Origin of the sequence: Haloplanus sp. HW8-1 (assembly GCF_023703795.1) — an archaeon.
Lineage (GTDB): Archaea > Halobacteriota > Halobacteria > Halobacteriales > Haloferacaceae > Haloplanus > Haloplanus pelagicus.
In genome coordinates, this window is record NZ_CP098518.1 from 1,031,177 (window position 1) to 1,049,426 (window position 18,250).

The following is an 18,250-nucleotide window of genomic DNA, read 5'->3' on the forward strand; positions in this document are numbered from 1 at the left end:
CTTTCGACCTGCCGTTGGCGAGTCGTGTCACTCCGTCTCCGTCTCCGTCTCCGTCGCCCGATCGAGGATACGCTCGGCGCGGGCCAGCAGTGGCGCGTCGATCATCTCGCCGTCGACCTCGAAGACGCCCCGGTCGTCGTCGGCCGCTTCCCGCGCCGCGAGCACCCGCCGCGCCCACGCTACCTCCTCGGAGTCGGGGGCGAACGCCTCGGCGACGATCGGTACCTGATCCGGGTGGATGACCATCTTGCCGTCGTAGCCGAGCGTCGCGGCGAAGGTCGTCTCGGAGCGAAGCCCCTCGGCGTCGTCGAGATCGGTGTAGACGGTGTCGATGGGTTCGACGCCCGCGGCCCGCGCCGCCACGACGACGCGTTCGCGGGCGTACAACACCTCCGTCCCCTCGGCGGTGCGAGTGGCGCCGAGGTCGGCCGAGAGATCCTCGGCGCCGAACCCGAGGGCGTCGACGACGCCGAGCGCCGCCACCTCGGGTGCGTCGAGGATGCCGGTCGCCGTCTCGATCAGCGCGATGACCGGGACCGACAGATCGTGTGCCGAGAGCGCGTCGGCGACGGCCCTCACGCTCTCGACGGTCGCTTTCGGCATCATCACCGCATCGAGGCGGCGTAGGTCTCGGTCGGTCAGGGCGTCGAGGTCTGCCGTCGCGGCGTCGGCGGCGCCGATCCGGACGGCCACCTCGACGCCCGCGGGATCGAACTCCGGATCCGCGAGCAGGTCGGCGACGGCCGCCCGCGCCTCGGCCTTCCGAGCGGGAGCGACGGCGTCTTCGAGGTCGAACACGACCGTATCGGCGCCGGTGGCCGGTGCCTTGCGGCAGAGTTCGGGGCGGTCACCCGGCGAGAACAGGACGGTGCGGCGAGCCATACCGGGCCCTGGGCGGCCGTGGTGATGAATCCCCTAGATGACGACAGCCCCGACGGTGAATAGGTTGACGAGGGCGGCGACCGTCCAGGGGACTGCCAGTCCGGCTGGAACGAGCCCCCGGTAGTCGGCGGGCATCACGACCCACCCCGCGAGGCCGACGGTTATCGCACCGCCTTTCAGCACCGCTAGTGCGGGCAGCACGCCGATGTCGGCGATGAGGCCGGCAGCGACGGGGTTGAGTTCGGTCAGACCGAGGCGGATACCGACGGCCGTGAGCGAACCGTCGAGAAGCAGTACGACGACCACGAGCGCCCAGAGCCACCCCGCGTACGCCGTGGTTCGGGCGGCGATCCAGTTGGCGTACGCGCCACCGACGGGCGGCCCCACCGGCTCCGACGACCGGGAGCTGCCGGTTTCAGTCCGGTTCGTTGCCATATCTCACGGCTGGATCACCATCCCCGTGAGTATACGGCCCATACGCCGCGTAAATCATCGATTACCGCGCCGAACGCCCGGTCAAGGGGATCAGTCGAGCGCCGCTTCCAGTCGGTCGATCAGGGACGCGTTCCCGAGGTGGACCGGCGTCCGGTCGTGGAGTTCGTCGGGGTCGACGTCGAGCAGCGACCGGGTGCCGTCGGAACTCCGGCCGCCCGCCGACTCGATCACGTAGCCGACTGGGTTGCCCTCGAACTGGAGGCGGAGTTTGCCCGCCGGCGAGGACTCCAGGGCGGGGTAGCCGAACACGCCACCGTAGGTCAGAACCTGGTTCACGTCACCGATCATCGCCCCGCCGTAGCGGAGTTTGAGTTCCGATTCGATCTCTTCGACGTAGGCCGCGAAGTCGGCCGGCCAGTCGGGGACCCGCCCGCCGAAGCCGTAGACCGTCGGCTCGTCGGGGAGGGTCACGTCCTCGCGGAGTGGCGTCGGGACGCCGTCCTCGATCAGGTACTCGGTGACCGAGCCTTGGTGGGCGAAGGCCATGGTGGTGATCGGGCCGTAGAGGATGTAGCCCGCCGCGATCAGCTCGCGTCCGCGCGCTGGCAACGGCGCGTCGTAGACGCCGACGATGGTTCCCATGACGTTGTTGGGTTTGAGGTTCGAGGAGCCGTCGAGTGGGTCGACCGCGACCGAGAGGCCGGTCCCGGTGTCGACGACCGACTGTCGCTCCTCGCTGGCGTACGCGCCGACGCCGTCGAGGCCCCCGAGGCGCTCCTCGAACAGATCGTCGGCGTACTCGTCGGCCGCCAGCCGCCGATCGCCGGTGGGGTTCTCGGCATCCGACTTCTCGCGGCGACCGGGGAGTCCCGCCCGGATCTCCGGAGCCGCGGCGGCCACCGCCTCACGGATCGCGCCGACGGTGTCGTGGTGGGACATCACTCGTCGGCCGCGAGCCCGTCGCTCGTCGCGAGCGCCGCGTCGACGGACGCGTCCTCGAAGATGACGGCCTCCAGTCCGTCGAGGATGGCCTCGGGATTCTCCCGCTGGAAGACGTTGCGGCCGACGGCCAGCCCGTTCGCGCCGGCGTCCATCGCCTCGCGGACCGTCGAGAGGAAGGCCTCGTCGCTGGTCTTCGATCCGCCGCTCATGACGACCCGCATGTCGCCCGCGCTGTCGACCGCCCACTCCATCGCGTCGGCGGAGCCGGGATATTTCACCTTCGCGATGTCGGCGCCGAGTTCCAGCCCCAGCCGGGAGGCGTAGGCGATGGTGCCCGGGCTCGTGTCGTCTTTCAGCCCTTGCCCGCGCGGATAGGACCACATCACGACGCCCATATTGTGGTCGCGGGCGGCCTCCTGGGCTTCCCGGAACTCCTCGGCCATCTCGACTTCGTGGTTCGAGCCGCCGTACAGCGTGAAGCCGATCGCGTCCGCGCCGAGTTCGGCCGCGTAGTCGACCGACCAGTTGACCGACGAGTCGGGCTCGCCCATCCAGAGGTTGCTCGTGCCGTTGAGCTTTGCCAGGAGGCTCACGTCGTCCTCGTAGGAGGGGTAGTACGCCTCGGCGACGCCCTTCTGGACGGCGACGGCCGTCACGGCGTCGTGGGTCGCCACGTCGAACACCGTCGCCGGGTCGGTCGTCTCCGGCACCGGTTCGAAGTCGACCGGGCCGTGTTCGAGGCCGTGGTCGTACGCGAGGATCAGTGCCTTGCCGTCGCGGGTGATCGCGGAGTCAGCGCCGGGGATCATGTGTGTAGACGTACCGGCGAATTCACACATAAAGCGTGTGGTCGGCGGCCACGCAGCCTCGACCGACGGTCGCTCACCAGTCGAACGCCCGGTGAACCGCCCGCCCCTCGTCGTTCAGAACGGGGCCGACGACGTCGGTCACGCCGTCGAGGATCGCGGCCGAGCGGACGGTCGGCTCCCGGCCGGTGAACGCCACCACCTCCTCGCCACCCACGCCGTAGACGACTCGCCCGAACCCGGCAGTTCGCATCCCACCGGCGCACATCGGGCACGGTTCCGTGCTGGTGTACATCGCCATCTCGGCGCGTTCCTCGGGGTCGTACTCCCGACACGCACGATACGCGAGGTGGAGTTCCGGGTGGCGTCGGCAGTCGGCCGCGGTGTTGATGCGGTTCGACTCGGTCATGACGACGGTATCGTCGCGGACGAGCACGGACCCGAACGGCTCGTCCCCGCGGGCGGCGGCCTCGCGGGCGAGGTCGAAGGCCGCCCGCATGTGTGACGGGTGGTCGAAACTGTCGAACTCGGGACGTGGCACGGACCGACCGAACGGCCGAAGCGACATATCGGTTCGGGACGCCGGCGCTCCGGATCGCCACCGGGTCGCTATGCTTACAGTCCTGCCACGCCCAGGAGCGAGCATGCGAACCTTACAGGACATCGACACCGTCGGGGTCGTCGGCGCCGGGACGATGGGCAGCGGCATCGCACAGGTGGCCGCCACGGCGGGATACGACGTGGTGATGCGCGACATCGAGGACGACCTGGTCGCGGCCGGCTTCGACCGCATCGACGACAGCCTCTCGCGGTTCGTCGAGAAGGAGCAACTCACGCGCGAGGAGGCCGACGCCGCCGTCGAGCGCATCGCCGGGACGACCGATCTCGACGACCTCGCGACCTGTGATTACGTCATCGAGGCCGCCGTCGAGAACATGGAGATCAAACAGGACATCTTCGCGGACCTCGACGACGCGGTGGACGACGACGTGATCCTCGCGACCAACACCTCCACGCTCTCGATCACCACCATCGCGTCGGCGACGGAGCGTCCCGAACTCGTCGTCGGCCTCCACTTCATGAACCCCGCGCCGATCATGGAGGGGCTCGAACTCGTCGTCGGGGAGAAGACGGCCGACGACGTGGTCGACGTCTCGCATGCCCTCGCCGAGGACTTCGGCAAGACGACCTGGGAGTCCGACGACAAACCCGGGTTCGTCGTCAACCGGGTGCTGATGCCGTGGATCAACGAGGGCATCCGCGCCTACGACGAGGGCGTCGCCACGAAGGCGGACATGGACGCCGGACTGAAACTCGGGACGAACGTCCCGATGGGGCCGCTCGAACTCGCCGATCACATCGGCCTCGACGTCTGTCTCGATGCCAGCCAGACGCTCGCCGAGGAACTCGGCGACCGGTACAAGCCGCCCTACCTGCTCAAGCGGAAGGTCGACGCCGGCGACCTCGGCCGGAAGACGGGCGCGGGATTCTACGAGTACGACTAGCGCGGTCCTTTTTACCCCCGCGCTCCTCGGACCCGTCGATGGAAGTCGCCATCCTCACCGTGGGCGACGAGGTACTCGCTGGTGACATCGAGAACACGAACGCGACGTGGCTCGCGGAACGGTTGACCGACGCGGGTGCGACGGTCGTTCGCATCCTGACCGTCCCGGACGACCGAGCACTCATCGCCGAGACCGTCGACGACTGGTCGACGGCGTTCGACGCGGTGATCGTCACCGGGGGTCTCGGCGGAACCCACGACGATGTGACCGTCGACGCCATCGCCGACGCCTTCGGCCGCGACCTGGTCGTCCATCCGGCCGTCCGCGAGGACGTGATCGAGACCGTCGCCGCCTACCGGGACGAGAACCCCGACCTGGTCGATGCCCACGACCTCGACATCGACGTCGACGCGTGGGCGGCCCTCCCCGAGGGGAGTCGGCCGCTGGTCAACCCAGAGGGACTCTGCCCGGGGTGTGTCCTCGAGAACGTCTATGCCTTCCCGGGCGTCCCGGCCGAGGTGCGCGCACTCTTCGAACTGGTGGCCGGCGAGTTCGGCGGCGACGCCGTCTCGGCGACGCTGTTGACGCCCCAGCCCGAGGGGTCGATGGTCGAGGCGCTCGCCGGGGTTCGCGAGCAGTTCGACGTGACGGTCGGGAGTTACCCGAGCACCGGCGAGCGAAACCGGCTGAAGCTCACGGGCACCGACCACGAAACGGTCGCCGCGGCGGCAGCGTGGCTCCGCGAGCGGATCGACGTCGTCGACGAGTGAGAATCACGACTGATTCTGCGAGCCGTGCGTTTATTCCCCCGCCGCCCGAGGCTCCGATCGATGATCGAGGCCGACTCCCTCCGGAAGACCTACGGCGAGTTCCCCGCCGTCGTCGGCAGCACGTTCGAGGTGGACCGGGGCGAAATCTTCGGCATCGTCGGCCCGAACGGCGCCGGGAAGACGACGACACTGAAGATGATCGCCGGACTCGTCGAGCCCTCGGGTGGATCGGCGACCGTCGCCGGCTTCGACGCCGCCGACCCAGAGATGCGCCGGTCGCTCGGCTTTCTCCCCGAGGAGTCACCGCTCTACGAGGATATGACTGCTCGCTCGTATCTCGACTTCTTCGCCGACCTCTACGACGTGCCCGATGGCGAGGCGACCGCACGCATCGAGGACACGCTCGACCGCCTCGAACTCGACCACCGCGACCGCCGGCTCGGCGACGTCTCTAAGGGCATGAAACGCAAGGTTGCCATCGCCCGGTCGCTGGTGAACGATCCCGACGTACTCATCTACGACGAGCCCGCGAGCGGGCTCGATCCCCTGACGACCAACTACGTGCTGGAGTTCGTGCGTGAACTCAGCGACGCCGGCAAGACGGTCCTCTTCAGCGCACACAACCTCTATCACGTCGAGAGCGTCTCCGACCGGGTGGCGATCATGAACCGTGGCGAGATCGTCGCCCGCGGGACCGTCCCCGAGATCCGCGAGGCGTACGGCACCACCGAGTACCGGGTGTTCACGTCGGTCGCCCTGGCGGACCCCGCGACCGAACCTGCCGGCGACCGCCACGTCGTTACCGTCCCCGATATGGACGCCGTCGAACGGATACGCGAGGCGGCGGCCGAGGCGGGCGGCGAGGTGGTCGACATCCGCACCGAGGAACCGAGTCTGGAGGAAATCTTTCTGGATCTGGCGGCCGATACGGTCGACGGCCCGCGGGGGACGCGGTGACGGGCCCGCCGCAGTTTGCCGATCGAATCCGTGAGACTCTCCGAGCAGTCGTCCGGATCGCCCGCTGGGAGGTGGGCCGGAGCGTCGGCGTCGTCGATCGGCACACGGCCGCACTTGGCCTCGTCGCCCTCCTGCTTGCGGGCGCGGTCGGCGGCGCGGCCGTCGCCACCGGCGGCGTCGCCCTTGACCGCGACGTCTACCGGATCGGCGTCGCCCCCGACAGCCCCTACTACGAGGTGGTGCGGGAGAGCCCGGCGCTTGCAGCGCGGCCGCCAGACCTCGACTCTGTCGGTCGTAGCGTCGAGGTGGTCGTCAGTGACGGTCGGTTCTACGTCGCCGACTCCCGGAAGGCCGAGGCCGCCCTGTCGACCTTTCGGAGCGCCGTCCGGCGTCACAATCTCGAAGCCATGGGAGACGAGACGAACGCTTCGGCGGCGTTCCCGGTCGTCGTCACGCTCCAGTACGCCGACCGTGGTTCGGGACCGGGGGGGACAGCCGCGAACCCGGCCGACAGCGAGGGAACTACTGACGGCACTGTCGACGTCGGCGACGCCGGTACCGGGGACGCGGGCCACGGATCGACGGCGGGCGGGGGGAGTGCCGTCGACGCCGCGACGGCCGCCGACGCTGGGGCCGGGGCCGGCGGCGGGTCGCTCGGCGTCCCCTTCCTCGGTGGGAGTCTCCTCGGCGGCGGTACCTCCGGTTCCCCGGCCGACATCTCGCCGCCCTTCCCCTTCGGCGCACTCGTCCTCGCCTTCGTCTTTTTCATCCCGATGAACTTCGTCATCCAGCCCTACGGGAGCAGCATCCTCAACGAGCGCATCAACCGTCGAGGTGAACTACTTCTCGTCGCGCCCGTCTCGCCGGCGACCATCGTCGCCGGCAAGACGCTGCCGTATCTCGCGCTCCTCGTCGGTCTGACGGCGGCCATCGCCCTCGCCATCGGCGGCGGCGCGACGAGCATCGCCGCCGTCGCCCCCATCGCCGCGCTCTACCTCGCGGCCACGTTCGTCGGCGGCATGTTCGCCCGATCGTTCAAGGAACTCACGTTCGTCACGGTCACCGTCTCCGTCTTTCTCACATCCTATGCGTTCGTCCCGGCCATCTTCACGAACGTGACGCCGATCGCGCTCATCTCGCCGCTGACGCTCGTCGTCCACGACCTGCAGGGCACCGGCGTCACGGCCGCACAGTACGCCTTCTCGACCGGGCCGTTCTACGTCGGCTCGGCCGTCCTCTTTCTGCTCGGCGTGGGCGTCTACCGCGAGGAGGACATGTTCACCCAGCGGGCGGTGCCGCTGAAGTTCCTCGACGCACTCAACAGCCGGATCTCCGGCCGGCGCTCGATGGCCGTCCTGAGCGTTCTCTCGATCCCCTTCGTCTTCATCGCCGAACTCCTCGCCATCGCCGTCCTCTTCGTCCTCCCGGTGGACGTTTCGATCCCCCTCCTGTTGCTCGTCGTCGCCAGCGTCGAAGAGGTGGCCAAGAGCCTCCCCGTCTACGCGGGGTTTCGGGGAGCGTTCGCCGGCCGGCGTACGCTCCGGACCGCCGTCGTCCTCGGCTCGCTCTCGGGACTCGGGTTCTTCCTCGGCGAGAAACTGACCGCAATCGTCCAGTTCGTCGGCCTGCCTGACCTCGCGCTGGGTCAGGCGGCGTTCACGCCCGTCGGCGTCGGCTCGACGGTCGCCGTTGGCCTCCTGTTTGCCCCGCTCGCACTCCACGCGACGACGACGAGCGTCGCGGCGGTGGGGGCGAGTCGGTCCCGAAACTGGTATTTCGCGGCGCTCGTACCCGCGATACTGCTGCATGCGGCCTACAACCTCGCGGTGGTGAGCGCCCTTGGCTGATCCACGCCTGACGATCGCAAAGCGGGAGTTGGCGACCCTCCGCTCGGAGAAGACCATCGTCCTCGCGTTGCTCATCCAGCTTTTCATCGCCGCCTTCTCCTCGTTTCTCGTCGTCGGCCTGGTCTCGCTGTACGACCCCGGGAGCGTCGACGGGTTCGAGACCGAGGTGGCCGTCACGGGCGACGCGAGCGACGACCTGCTCCGGGTGGTCGACGACCGACCGTCGATCACGGGCACGGCCTATCCCTCACAGGCGACGGCGCGAGCGGCGTTCGAACGCGGAACGGTGGACGCCGTGCTCCTCGCGGACCGCCGGGCCGGACGGGTGTTCGTCACGGCGACGGTGCCCGACGGCAACGTGCGCACGACGGTTATCGTCGTCCAGTTGCGGGACACGCTGTCGACCTTCGAGCGGGTGGAGCGAACCGACCGCGCCGCGCTCCTCTCGGCGACGCCGCTCGAGCTCCCACCCCGAAGCGGCGCGTCGCCGTACTACGGGTTCAGCTACACGGTGTTGCTCCCCTTGCTCTGCTTTCTCCCCGTGTTCATCAGTGGCTCGATGACCGTCGACTCGCTGACCGAGGAGGTCGAACGTGGCACGCTCGAACTCCTGCGTGTCGCGCCCGTCTCCACCGTCGACATCGTCGACGGCAAGGTGTGGGCCGCGGCGGGACTCGCGCCCGTGCAGGCGGCGCTCTGGATCGCCCTCCTCGATCTCAACGGGACGAGCGTCCGCCACCCGCTCGCCGTCCTCGTCGTCGTCGGGGCGCTTGCGATTCTCGTCGTCACGCTCGGCGCGACCATCGCTCTGCTCTCGCCGGACCGCCGGGCGGCACAGTTCCTTTACTCCGTCGGCGTCCTCGTCGCCTTCGGCGGCGCGACGCTCCTGCCGGTGAACCCCGTGAACACCGTGGCCCGCCTCGCCGTCGACAGCGTCGCCCCGACCTACCCGCTTCTCGTCGCCGGCTACGTCGTCCTCGGTGGCGCCGCCTACTCGCTCCTGCGGCGTGCGGTACCGCGGATCGGCGTCGCTCGGTGAGTCCGCCCCGAAACACACTCAAGGCCCGCGTGAAAGGCATACGGTATGGGTCTTGGAAGTACGGCGAAGAAACTCCAGCAGGTCGCCGACATGGCCGAGGACGTGTACGCCCGTCTGAACCAGCTCAAAGAGCAGGTAACCGAGACGCGGGAGACGGTCGACGAGACGAAAGATCGGGTCGACGATCTGGATCGCGAACTGGCAGAACAGCGCGCCATCCTCGACGCCCTCGCCGAGCGCGAAGGGATCGACGTCGAGGCGCTCACCGCCGAAATCCACGTCGTCGACGCCGAGACGGTCGCCGGCGACGACGCGGCGTCCGCCGGGGACGAGGACGCGACCGGCGCCTGATCGGCTCACCCCTCAGCGACGGCGCTCGTGTTCGACCTTCAGACACCGATCCTGCACGACGAGCAGACCGGCATCGCGGGCACGGGCGGCCGCTTCGTCGTCGCGGATGCCCAGTTGGAGCCAGAGCCCCTCGACGTCACCGCGGGTGGCTGCGCGCTCGACGACGGCGTCGACGATCCCGGGGACCTCCTCGCTCGGCCGGAACACGTCGATCAGATCGACCCGTTCGGTCACCTCGTCGAGACGGTCGGCAGCCTGCCGGCCCAGAATATCCTCTCGGTTCGGGTTGATCGGGACGACGTCGTATCCCCGTACCTGGAGGTACGCCGGCACGTCGTGGGCGGCCTTTCCCGGCGTGCCCGAACAGCCGATCACAGCGATGGTGTCGGCGTCGAGCAGCGTCTCGATATCGGCGTCGCTGGTGTTCGCCATCGTCCGTGGTGAGGGTCCACTACCCCAAGAATCGTCCGCTAGCGTCCGGGTAAGGTCGCCGTCGGCTCGCCGTCCTCCGTGGTCTCGATCACGCCGTCGAACAACTGTTTGAGCGTGTTCATCGTCTTGTCGTCGTGCGCCGAGGAGTCGATGGCGTAGAGACCGAGGCCGTCGACGCTCTGTACCCGTCCCGTGAAGACGTGGAGGAAACGAAACACCGTCTGGAGATCCGAGTACATCAGGAGCGTCGACAGCGAATCCAGAAACACCCGGTTCCGTTCCACGCCCTGCGTCTCGTAGAACTCCTGGAGCAGTTCGGAGAATTTGATCCCGACGCCGGTCATGTCGACCGGTGACGAGGTGTACCGAACCTGTGCGTCGTCCCGAGCCTCGCTGACGCCCTGCTGTCGGGTCACACAGTCGACGACGGCGACGGGACGGTCGGTGTAGTCGGTGCGATCGCCGATCTCCTCGAACACGCGCTTGGCGCCGTCCGTGTTGCTGACCACGATGGCCCCGTCGCCGTTTCGGATGCCGGTCGCGAGCGCGTCGAACGCGAGTCCCTTCTTCCCGGTGAGCGCGGGACCGGAGAGGAGCAAGTTGGTCCCCTGCTCGACCTCGACATCGAGCGGCGGACCGAGATCATACATCTCGGACCCTCGCAGGGGACGATAGATGGGAGTCTCTCTTACTCTGCGGACGACACGACTCACCGGAGATCATGAGGTAGTATGAACATATAGTGAGCCGGTAATATTCTTTTTGATTGCGTAGAATCAAGGGATGTGACGCTGATACTGAAGAATCCTGCCGCTGTTGCGTGTCACTCTTCCGATAATGCTTGCTACCCTGACGTGCCGCTTCGAATCGCGTCATTTAACATCCGGCGCCGATTGCTACTCTGACGAGGGCGCTTAGCTCAGCCTGGACAGAGTGTCTGGCTTCGGACCAGATTGTCGCGGGTTCAAATCCTGCAGCGCCCATTCGTTTTCCGAACGATCCAAATCCGACAGACGGCGGTGGGTCACTTATAAAATGACCCCCGGCACGCGGGTTTGATTTCGTTCGGTTATCGAACGATTCTGAAACGCGGCGGTGCTGTCCTGCGGTTCGCTACATCTAAACGGGGCGAAGAAGGGCATAATCATTGGGCCGTTGAACCGAACAGTGGCTGTTGGTGCGGGATCTTGTTCGGGCGTCGTAGAACAACCAAAATAAGATCGAGGTGGAGAACGCGAATCTTTCACCCACGTTCTCACAGTGTCTCGAAATAGGCTGGTATAAGTGGTGGCCAACGAAGCAACCCCCGCTGGTCGGGTCTATCGGCAGGCGTCTTCCGCCAGCTACCACGCGCACAAAGGTGCCGCTCCGGTAGTTACAGACGGTCAATTAGGAGACGAGTGATCATACCACGCTACTATATTCGGTGTGTCGCGGGCTCTGTTGAGGCGAATACGGCCCCGTCAAGTCGAGAGCCCATCTGTTCTGACACCAATCGAGCTTTGGCGTTGACTTGCACCACCGTCGCCGAATCCTCAAACGCTGTCTCGAACCTTGTCCATCTTGCACTGAACGCAGAGATCGTCGAAGACACAACCAACACTATCGTACGGACAGACGTGCTCTTCAGTCTCGACCGAAAGTCGACGTTTTTGTTGTCGCCACTCTATCTCCCAGTCGTCGATCGACATCTCTGCCGAGGTAAACACGATATCACCCTCGCGGTTCTCGATCTTCGCGACGACTCCCGACTCGAGTTCGTCCTTCACGATCGCGATCGCTTCCTCGTACGACGAGCAGTCACGCCGCTCACGGCTATCATCTAACAGAACGACAGTGATCGACCTATCTGTCGTCTCGGTTGGGCCGAGTCCGGACATCACTACAAGAGATCGCGAAGGAAGTGAATATAAATTCGATGGGCTCTGTTGAACCTTCAGTTGGTGATACGTTTCAGAAGTCGTGCTGAATACAGAGCGCGAGTCGGTCAGCGCCATCAGCACCGTTTCACGATCAAACCATACTCGTCTCAGCGGCGGGTACGCGAATCCCCGCAGTATTTGAATATCGCGGGAGACGACACGCTTGGTGCCCTCCATGATCGATGAGATCGTGTTCGGCGAGCCCTCCAGAGGGGTTGGGCTGGTTTTCCTCTGTGGTGCACTTCTGCTGGCCGGGCAACAGGCGTACTACGTCATTGTAGAAGGGGCGACGCCGTTCTATGCTAGCCTGTTTCTGATCGCTGGGATGGCCCTCTCAGGCATTGCCGAGTCCTTGCCGAAATCTCGCCGACGGGCTGCTGGTGCCCTGCGACTTACGGCGATCGCTGTACTGGTGAGTCTTCTCGTAATCGGCTTCGTCACGCCCGAACTCCTCTCAGCGTAATCGAGCCGGTCGGATTGAGTTCACCGCTCTTGCTACGAGTTCATTCCCACGGAGACTCTTTTGGAGTGACCGAAAAGACAAGAGGTGAAGTTGCTACACGCAACCTCTGTATCGGTCACGCTCTTACTGACAGCTATCGGGCAGTTTGTTGATTCCGTGCTGAATAGAGAGTGCATATCTATCAGTAGGATACAGTACTTAAATTAATACGAACCCACAAATGTTGAAGTAAGCATCTCGTATATAAAGAGAACACACCCGTTATTGACTGAATGATTAGCTAGGGGCCCAATTCACTTCTTTAGCTCAGAATTTTCGTTTTCATGTTCCCGTATCTTGATCGTTTTGTAGACCAACGGATAGGAGATGTCGCTGCCAGTCTGAGAGTTAACGCTTTAGTATATTCGCATCTTCTCATCTATCGCAATCCATGCTGGAACTCTATCAGTCCGAAGGCTGTCCACACTGCGCGAAGGTTAGAGCGAAACTGTCGGAGCTCGGTGTCTCGTACGTCGCCCACAATCCCCGTCTCCCCGGCGACGAGGGCGGTGACGTGGCCAACGACGTCACTTACGATGAACTCACGGCAGGCGGCGAAGACCAGATCCCGTATCTTGTCGATACCGAGCGCGGCGTGACCATGTACGAGAGTGGCGACATCGTCGAATATCTCGAAGAACACTACGAATAACGGCTAATGTCGAAACATAGACCAGTACGTACATGATCGAAGGAGAACAGGAGGACCAGTCGGCTGTGTTCGAGGATATCCTAGAAACAACCGACGACGAGATCAAGGAATTGGCGACGTCCGGTGGTATCACGGCAGACACGCGAGGGGACCTGTCGGTCGATACGCTGTTACGCATCGCGCGGTGGCGGTCCGTCCAGAGCGCTGTCCTCTACAGTAACTGGGCCGACCAGCACCACGTTACGGGGCTGGACGCTGATGTCGCACTCGCCGCGGCGTGGAAGGCGGGCCGATCCGTCGATCAGTACGAGGCTGCGACCGATCACCTCAGAAGCCGCGGTGTCGATCCCGAACCCGCCGAATACGAGCTTCACGGCGAAACGTTACAGTTCATGGCCGACCTGACCGACCCGGTCGCCCGGCTCACCGCAGGGTTCGTCGTCGCTCCCAAACTTCGCGTCGTCAAGGACAAGCAGGCGACACTGGTCGCCACCGGTAACGCCGATCCACAAACAGCCAGCCTCTACCGAGATACCATCGTCCCACCCGAGGAAGACGCCATCGAACGTGGGAGACAGCTGCTTTCCCGGTATTTCGAAGCCGACGCCTCTGCCGTGACGACCGTCAAGGAGACCGCCGATGCGTTCCTCAATATCGCGTGGAAAGCCCAAGAACAGGCGATGGACGAGACCGGCGAGGTCGATCCGAAAACGATCTGTTAGCCGTTCTGTTCTGAGACGGCCGCGTCGTCGGCCATCTGGTCAAGCAACACGTCACGCATCGTGTTCATGCCCTCGATGATCCGCTCGTCGGCAATCGAGTAGTAATTATTGAGTCCTGCACCCCGCTTGGTTACGACGCCCTGATCGCGCATCTTCCGCAGGTGTTGGGAAACCGTTGGTTGGGAAACACCGGTCTCATCGCTGATCTCGCCCACACTGTATTCGCCGTCTTTCAGAAGATGGAGGATCCGCAGGCGCTTCGGATTCGAGAACATCTTACAGAACTCGGCGTGGCGCTCGTATAGGGCGTCGTCTGGATCGGTCATAGCTCTATATTCGACCCCACGAATATGTGCGTTCGCTTCTGCCCGTGGGGAATCCACACCCTTATTATATTCGCATATTCAAATATATTCTGTACAGGGACGACACCGTTCAGCGTCCCGTAGGAACTCCCCCTACACCCCGTTCACAAATATGATCTACATGGACCACGCCGCGACGACGTATCCCCACGAGGACGTTATCGAGGCGATGCAACCGTATCTGGAGACGCACACGTTCAACCCGTCGGCGAGCTACGTGAGCGAGGAGGCCGCTGCCGTTGCCAACGCGCGCGAATCCGTTGCCGACCTTCTGGGAGCCGACCCGGGCCACATCGTATTCACCGGCGGCGGTAGCGAAGCGGACAATCTCGCGATCAAAGGTGTCGTCGACACGGTGGATGGGGACCACGTCGTCACGACGACAATCGAACACTCGGCGGTCATCGAGACCGCTGACTGGCTCGAGAATCACGGTGTCAGCGTCACGAGAGTGTCACCAGGACCAGACGGCCGTGTCGACCCTGATGACATCGAGGACGCCATCCGGCTGGACACGGTGATTGTGTCCGTCATGCACGCCAACAACGAGACCGGAGTCATTCAGCCACTCGAAGCCATCGGCCAAATAACGGACGAGTACGATGTGTACTTCCATTCAGATACCGTCCAATCGGCCGGGAAGATTCCGGTCGACGTTGACGACCTCGGGCTGGACCTGGCAAGTCTGAGCGCTCACAAGTTCTATGGGCCGAACGGCGTCGGCGCGCTATACGTTCGCGACGGCGTCGATATCGAATCCCTCATTCACGGTGGGGGCCAGGAACACGGTCTCCGAAGCGGCACCGAGAATGTCGCCGGACTCGTCGGGATGGGGAAAGCCGCTGACCTTGCGAGAGCCGATATGGACGAGCGTCACAGCCGACTGTCGCGACTGCGTGACGAATTCGTCGCCACCGTTCGGGAGACGACGGATGCTGAGATGATTGGCCATCCTGAGCATCGACTCCCAGGTTACGCGATGCTTTGCTTCCCGGGACAATCCGGGGCGCAACTAATCGATGCCCTTGCGGACCACGACATCGCCGTCTCCGGTGGCTCGGCCTGTCACTCGGGCGGCCCGTCACCATCACGGGTCCTCATCGAGATGGGCGTCGACCCGGACTTGGCGATGGGTGCCGTCCGCTTCTCGATGGGCCGAGAGACGACCGACGAAGACGTTGCGTACGTCACCGAAAAGCTACAAGAAGTGCTTCACGAAGTCCCGGCATGAGCGACGTCGAGAGCTTCGTGCGGTTCTGTGAGAGCGAGTTCGGCTCGGCGGTGATGGACCGTGAGGCCGCATACATCGAGCAATATGTAGCTCCCGATGATCAGATCCTCGACGTCGGCTGTGGCATCGGCTCGCTCGAAGAGCGATTCACCGACTACGATATCGTCGGCATCGACATATCAGAGGCGATGGTACGGACGGCACGGCAGCGTACTCCTGCGCCGTTTCTGGTCGGCGATGCGCGAACACTTCCGGTACGAACTGATGCAGTGGACGCCGTCGTCTTCGTGGCGACGCTGGAGTTCATTTCGGAGGTCGATGTTGTTCTCCAGGAAGCAACTCGTGTGCTCCGACCGGGCGGCAGAATCGTCGCGCTGATACTAAATACGCGGTCCGAGTACGTCCAGTCCAATCTCCAGCGAGACGGATCGTACTTCCAGCAGATGGTTCATCGCGACTCCGAGGCGCTGGCCGACAGAGTGCTGGCCACCGTCGACGGAACACAGGAGTACTTCCTGGGCATCGCCGACGAAACCGTCGTCGAGAGCAGCGATCCAACCACCGCTGCGATTACTGCGATTGTGGGGTCTTCTATCGGAGATTCAAAATGACCTTTGCGACAGCATTCCACGGAGAACCTGATGGCTGATTCTGACGAGCGATCTGACTCGCCGCTTTTCGAGGCGAAGCGGTACGATGAACCATCGGTCTTTACCCCGGAATCCCTGATCCGAGAAGCGCGTCGCCAGAAAGACCTCCCTGAGCGATCCGTCCCCGACATCTGTGTCCTCGATCCCGATGGGGACATCGTCCGACACTTGGTATCGACTGGCCGTGCCGAAGCGGACACGACGTGGCCCGGCTATCACACGGAACTCTACAGGTTCGAGCTGAACGGCGAGGAGGTCGGAATAATCGGTTGTGCGGTCGGCGCGTCGTTCGCGGTCCTGGTCGCCGAACAGCTGTTCGCCGCCGGCTGTCAGTTTCTCGTGAGCGTGACTTCCTCCGGCCAAATCGTCCCGAAGGACAACCCACCGTATTTCGTGCTCATCGAAAGAGCACTACGCGACGAGGGGACTAGTCACCACTACCACTCCCCAGCCCGGTATGCAACCCTGGACGCCGATCTCCGTGATCGGGTCGCATCAGCCTGTCAGTCCGCCACCCGCCCAGTCTACACAGGCGCGACCTGGACGACGGACGCGCCGTTTCGAGAGACGGAAACGGCCATCGAGCGAGCTCGCTCGGTGGACATTCTCGCGGTCGAGATGGAAGCTGCCGCGCTCTATACGTTCGCCGATGAACGGAACCAGCCCGTCGTGTGTTTTGCCTACGTGACTAACGAGATGGGACAGGGAGATGGCGACTTCGAGAAAGGCGATGCGAACGGGAGTACTGCAGCCTTAGAGATTATTGAGTCCACCATTAGAGGCTGGAGATCCTCGGACACGAGTGAATGATAGAGCGCACATCACAGGGTGCGGACTAATTTTATCATATTCGCATATTATAATCACTACGCAGCATTGATTCAGCCAGAAGTCGCGTTCCAACGGGAGCTCTGAATTGTGAGCTATGGTCATCAGGGTCGAATCGATTCCCTACAGAGCGATCGAACATCGTCTCAACCTCGACCCTTCACAAGCCGCGGGAGCCAAACGTAGTCACGCTACCAATGATGACAGAACGGAATATCCACATCGAGGAAGCATCGCACAAGCCAGTCGAATCTCAATACACGGAGATCGTTGAGCGAAAAGGAATCGGTCACCCAGATTCGATCTCTGATGGAGTTGCCGAACACGTTGCGCGACGGCTCTCACAAGAGTACCTCGACCGGTTCGGACGCGTGCTCCATTTCAACACCGACGAAACGCAGCTCGCCGCGGGAGAATCCGCTCCGGAGTATGGCGGTGGTGAGATGCAATCGCCGATCCATCTCCTAATCGTGGGACGGGCGACGAAGCGGTTCGAAGGCGAACGAATCCCGACTGAGTCGATCGCCCTCGACGCTGCGCGAGAATATCTCGCCGAACACATCCCGCGACTCGACTTCGGCACCGACATCATCGTCGATACGAAACTCGGTGAGGGAAGTGGCGACCTGACAGGGTTCTTCAGAGAAGATGGCCCCGACGTGCCAGTGGCTATGGACACCAGCTTCGGGGTTGGTCACGCACCGTTGACGGAGACGGAACAACTCGTATTGAATACCGAGCGCCGCTTGAACGAAGACTACGCAGCCGAGAATCCCGAGATCGGCCCCGATATCAAGATCATGGGGAACCGCGAGGGCGATCGGATCGTTCTGACTGTTGCGGCGGCAATCATCGACGAGTACGTAGAAAGTTTTGAGGCGTACAAGGAGGCCGTAGCCGGCGTCCGAGAGTACGTCGAGGGAATCGCCACGGAGTATACAGACCGGGAGGTTGCTGTCACAGTCAACGCCGCAGACGAATACGATTCTGAATCGGTGTACCTCACCGTCACGGGAACCTCGGCAGAGCACGGTGATGACGGGTCGGTCGGACGAGGAAACCGCGTCAACGGCCTGATCACCCCCAATCGCTCGATGTCGATCGAGGCGTCGAGCGGCAAGAACCCGGTGAACCACGTCGGGAAGATCTACAACCTGTTATCAACCGAGATCGCACAGGCCGTCGTTGCGGAGGTCGACGGGATCGAGGATCTCCGAATCCGGCTGTTAAGCCAGATCAACACGCCGATCGACGACCCACAGGTTGCCGACGCTCACGTCGTTCTTGAGGACGGTCTCACCGTCGACGAGGTCGAAGCGGACGTCACGTCGATCATCGACGGCCAGCTGGCAAACGTGACGGATGTGACGGAACGCGTCATCAACGGCGACCTCACGACGTTCTAACGGAGA

22 protein-coding genes and 1 tRNA gene are annotated in these 18,250 nt (G+C 64.0%); 14 read left to right on the forward strand and 9 right to left on the reverse strand.

The window, feature by feature from the left end:
• Positions 1-27: 27 nt before the first annotated feature.
• The 5 genes from NBT82_RS05560 to NBT82_RS05580 form a co-directional block, all read right to left on the reverse strand.
• Positions 28-882 carry an HpcH/HpaI aldolase/citrate lyase family protein gene (locus NBT82_RS05560; protein WP_251330573.1) on the reverse strand — a complete coding sequence of 285 codons (855 nt, stop codon included), beginning with the start codon at positions 880-882 and terminating at the stop codon, positions 28-30.
• A 33-nt stretch (positions 883-915) separates the two neighbouring features.
• Positions 916-1,317: a hypothetical protein gene (locus tag NBT82_RS05565; protein ID WP_251330574.1), complete on the reverse strand. Its 402-nt coding sequence runs from the start codon at positions 1,315-1,317 to the stop codon at positions 916-918.
• A 90-nt stretch (positions 1,318-1,407) separates the two neighbouring features.
• On the reverse strand, positions 1,408-2,256 hold the full coding sequence (locus NBT82_RS05570; RefSeq protein ID WP_251330575.1) for a class 1 fructose-bisphosphatase: 849 nt from the start codon (positions 2,254-2,256) through the stop codon (positions 1,408-1,410).
• Positions 2,256-3,068 carry a class I fructose-bisphosphate aldolase gene (locus tag NBT82_RS05575; protein ID WP_251330576.1) on the reverse strand — a complete coding sequence of 271 codons (813 nt, stop codon included), beginning with the start codon at positions 3,066-3,068 and terminating at the stop codon, positions 2,256-2,258. Before NBT82_RS05575 ends, NBT82_RS05570 begins: the two co-directional genes overlap by 1 nt.
• Positions 3,069-3,141: 73 nt before the next feature.
• The gene (locus NBT82_RS05580; RefSeq protein WP_256476678.1) at positions 3,142-3,606 is read right to left on the reverse strand and encodes a nucleoside deaminase; all 465 of its coding nucleotides are present in this window, start codon (positions 3,604-3,606) and stop codon (positions 3,142-3,144) included.
• 103 nt (positions 3,607-3,709) lie between these two features.
• On the opposite strand from NBT82_RS05580, the gene NBT82_RS05585 reads away from it, so the two are divergent.
• Genes NBT82_RS05585 through NBT82_RS05610 form a run of 6 tightly spaced genes read left to right on the forward strand, consistent with a single transcriptional unit; the run spans position 3,710 to position 9,534 of the window.
• Positions 3,710-4,570, forward strand: coding sequence for a 3-hydroxyacyl-CoA dehydrogenase family protein (locus NBT82_RS05585; RefSeq protein WP_251330577.1), 861 nt, complete (start codon positions 3,710-3,712; stop codon positions 4,568-4,570).
• Between the two features lie 38 nt (positions 4,571-4,608).
• Complete coding sequence (locus NBT82_RS05590; RefSeq protein ID WP_251330578.1) at positions 4,609-5,340, forward strand: competence/damage-inducible protein A; 732 nt, start codon at positions 4,609-4,611, stop codon at positions 5,338-5,340.
• A 60-nt stretch (positions 5,341-5,400) separates the two neighbouring features.
• On the forward strand, positions 5,401-6,297 hold the full coding sequence (locus NBT82_RS05595; RefSeq protein WP_251330579.1) for an ABC transporter ATP-binding protein: 897 nt from the start codon (positions 5,401-5,403) through the stop codon (positions 6,295-6,297).
• Positions 6,294-8,144, forward strand: a complete 1,851-nt coding sequence (locus NBT82_RS05600) for a PrsW family glutamic-type intramembrane protease (protein WP_251330580.1) — start codon at positions 6,294-6,296, stop codon at positions 8,142-8,144. Before NBT82_RS05595 ends, NBT82_RS05600 begins: the two co-directional genes overlap by 4 nt.
• Positions 8,137-9,183 (forward strand): ABC transporter permease, encoded by a 1,047-nt coding sequence (locus tag NBT82_RS05605; protein WP_251330581.1) that lies wholly within the window; start codon positions 8,137-8,139, stop codon positions 9,181-9,183. Before NBT82_RS05600 ends, NBT82_RS05605 begins: the two co-directional genes overlap by 8 nt.
• A gap of 45 nt (positions 9,184-9,228) precedes the next feature.
• On the forward strand, positions 9,229-9,534 hold the full coding sequence (locus tag NBT82_RS05610; protein ID WP_251330582.1) for a DUF5798 family protein: 306 nt from the start codon (positions 9,229-9,231) through the stop codon (positions 9,532-9,534).
• 12 nt (positions 9,535-9,546) lie between these two features.
• On the opposite strand, the gene NBT82_RS05615 is transcribed toward NBT82_RS05610, so the two are convergent.
• Both NBT82_RS05615 and NBT82_RS05620 read right to left on the reverse strand, forming a co-directional pair.
• Positions 9,547-9,966, reverse strand: a complete 420-nt coding sequence (locus NBT82_RS05615; protein ID WP_251330583.1) for a CoA-binding protein — start codon at positions 9,964-9,966, stop codon at positions 9,547-9,549.
• Between the two features lie 38 nt (positions 9,967-10,004).
• Complete coding sequence (locus NBT82_RS05620) at positions 10,005-10,616, reverse strand: RAD55 family ATPase (RefSeq protein ID WP_251330584.1); 612 nt, start codon at positions 10,614-10,616, stop codon at positions 10,005-10,007.
• A gap of 258 nt (positions 10,617-10,874) precedes the next feature.
• Here NBT82_RS05620 and NBT82_RS05625 point away from each other — a divergent pair.
• Positions 10,875-10,949: transfer RNA gene (locus tag NBT82_RS05625), tRNA-Arg, on the forward strand.
• Positions 10,950-11,501: 552 nt separating this feature from the next.
• Here NBT82_RS05625 and NBT82_RS20255 read toward each other — a convergent pair.
• A complete protein-coding gene (locus NBT82_RS20255) occupies positions 11,502-12,065 on the reverse strand; it encodes a hypothetical protein (RefSeq protein ID WP_251330585.1) in 564 nt (187 codons plus the stop codon).
• Here NBT82_RS20255 and NBT82_RS05635 point away from each other — a divergent pair.
• From NBT82_RS05635 to NBT82_RS05645, 3 genes are all read left to right on the forward strand, one after another.
• The gene (locus NBT82_RS05635; protein ID WP_251328488.1) at positions 12,055-12,351 is read left to right on the forward strand and encodes a DUF8011 family protein; all 297 of its coding nucleotides are present in this window, start codon (positions 12,055-12,057) and stop codon (positions 12,349-12,351) included. The genes NBT82_RS20255 and NBT82_RS05635 overlap by 11 nt on opposite strands.
• A gap of 430 nt (positions 12,352-12,781) precedes the next feature.
• Positions 12,782-13,042 (forward strand): glutathione S-transferase N-terminal domain-containing protein, encoded by a 261-nt coding sequence (locus tag NBT82_RS05640; RefSeq protein WP_251330586.1) that lies wholly within the window; start codon positions 12,782-12,784, stop codon positions 13,040-13,042.
• Between the two features lie 32 nt (positions 13,043-13,074).
• On the forward strand, positions 13,075-13,764 hold the full coding sequence (locus NBT82_RS05645; protein WP_157688184.1) for a hypothetical protein: 690 nt from the start codon (positions 13,075-13,077) through the stop codon (positions 13,762-13,764).
• Here the strand turns inward: NBT82_RS05645 and NBT82_RS05650 are convergent.
• Positions 13,761-14,090, reverse strand: coding sequence for an ArsR/SmtB family transcription factor (locus tag NBT82_RS05650; protein ID WP_157688183.1), 330 nt, complete (start codon positions 14,088-14,090; stop codon positions 13,761-13,763). The genes NBT82_RS05645 and NBT82_RS05650 overlap by 4 nt on opposite strands.
• Before the next feature lie 160 nt (positions 14,091-14,250).
• On the opposite strand from NBT82_RS05650, the gene NBT82_RS05655 reads away from it, so the two are divergent.
• The 4 genes from NBT82_RS05655 to NBT82_RS05670 all read left to right on the forward strand — a co-directional run bounded on the left by NBT82_RS05655 (position 14,251) and on the right by NBT82_RS05670 (position 18,244).
• Positions 14,251-15,360 carry a cysteine desulfurase family protein gene (locus NBT82_RS05655; protein WP_256476679.1) on the forward strand — a complete coding sequence of 370 codons (1,110 nt, stop codon included), beginning with the start codon at positions 14,251-14,253 and terminating at the stop codon, positions 15,358-15,360.
• Positions 15,357-15,971 carry a class I SAM-dependent methyltransferase gene (locus tag NBT82_RS05660; RefSeq protein ID WP_251330587.1) on the forward strand — a complete coding sequence of 205 codons (615 nt, stop codon included), beginning with the start codon at positions 15,357-15,359 and terminating at the stop codon, positions 15,969-15,971. Before NBT82_RS05655 ends, NBT82_RS05660 begins: the two co-directional genes overlap by 4 nt.
• Positions 15,972-16,001: 30 nt before the next feature.
• Complete coding sequence (locus NBT82_RS05665; RefSeq protein WP_157688180.1) at positions 16,002-16,820, forward strand: nucleoside phosphorylase; 819 nt, start codon at positions 16,002-16,004, stop codon at positions 16,818-16,820.
• Between the two features lie 218 nt (positions 16,821-17,038).
• Positions 17,039-18,244, forward strand: coding sequence for a methionine adenosyltransferase (locus NBT82_RS05670; RefSeq protein ID WP_251330588.1), 1,206 nt, complete (start codon positions 17,039-17,041; stop codon positions 18,242-18,244).
• The last annotated feature ends 6 nt before the right edge of the window (positions 18,245-18,250 follow it).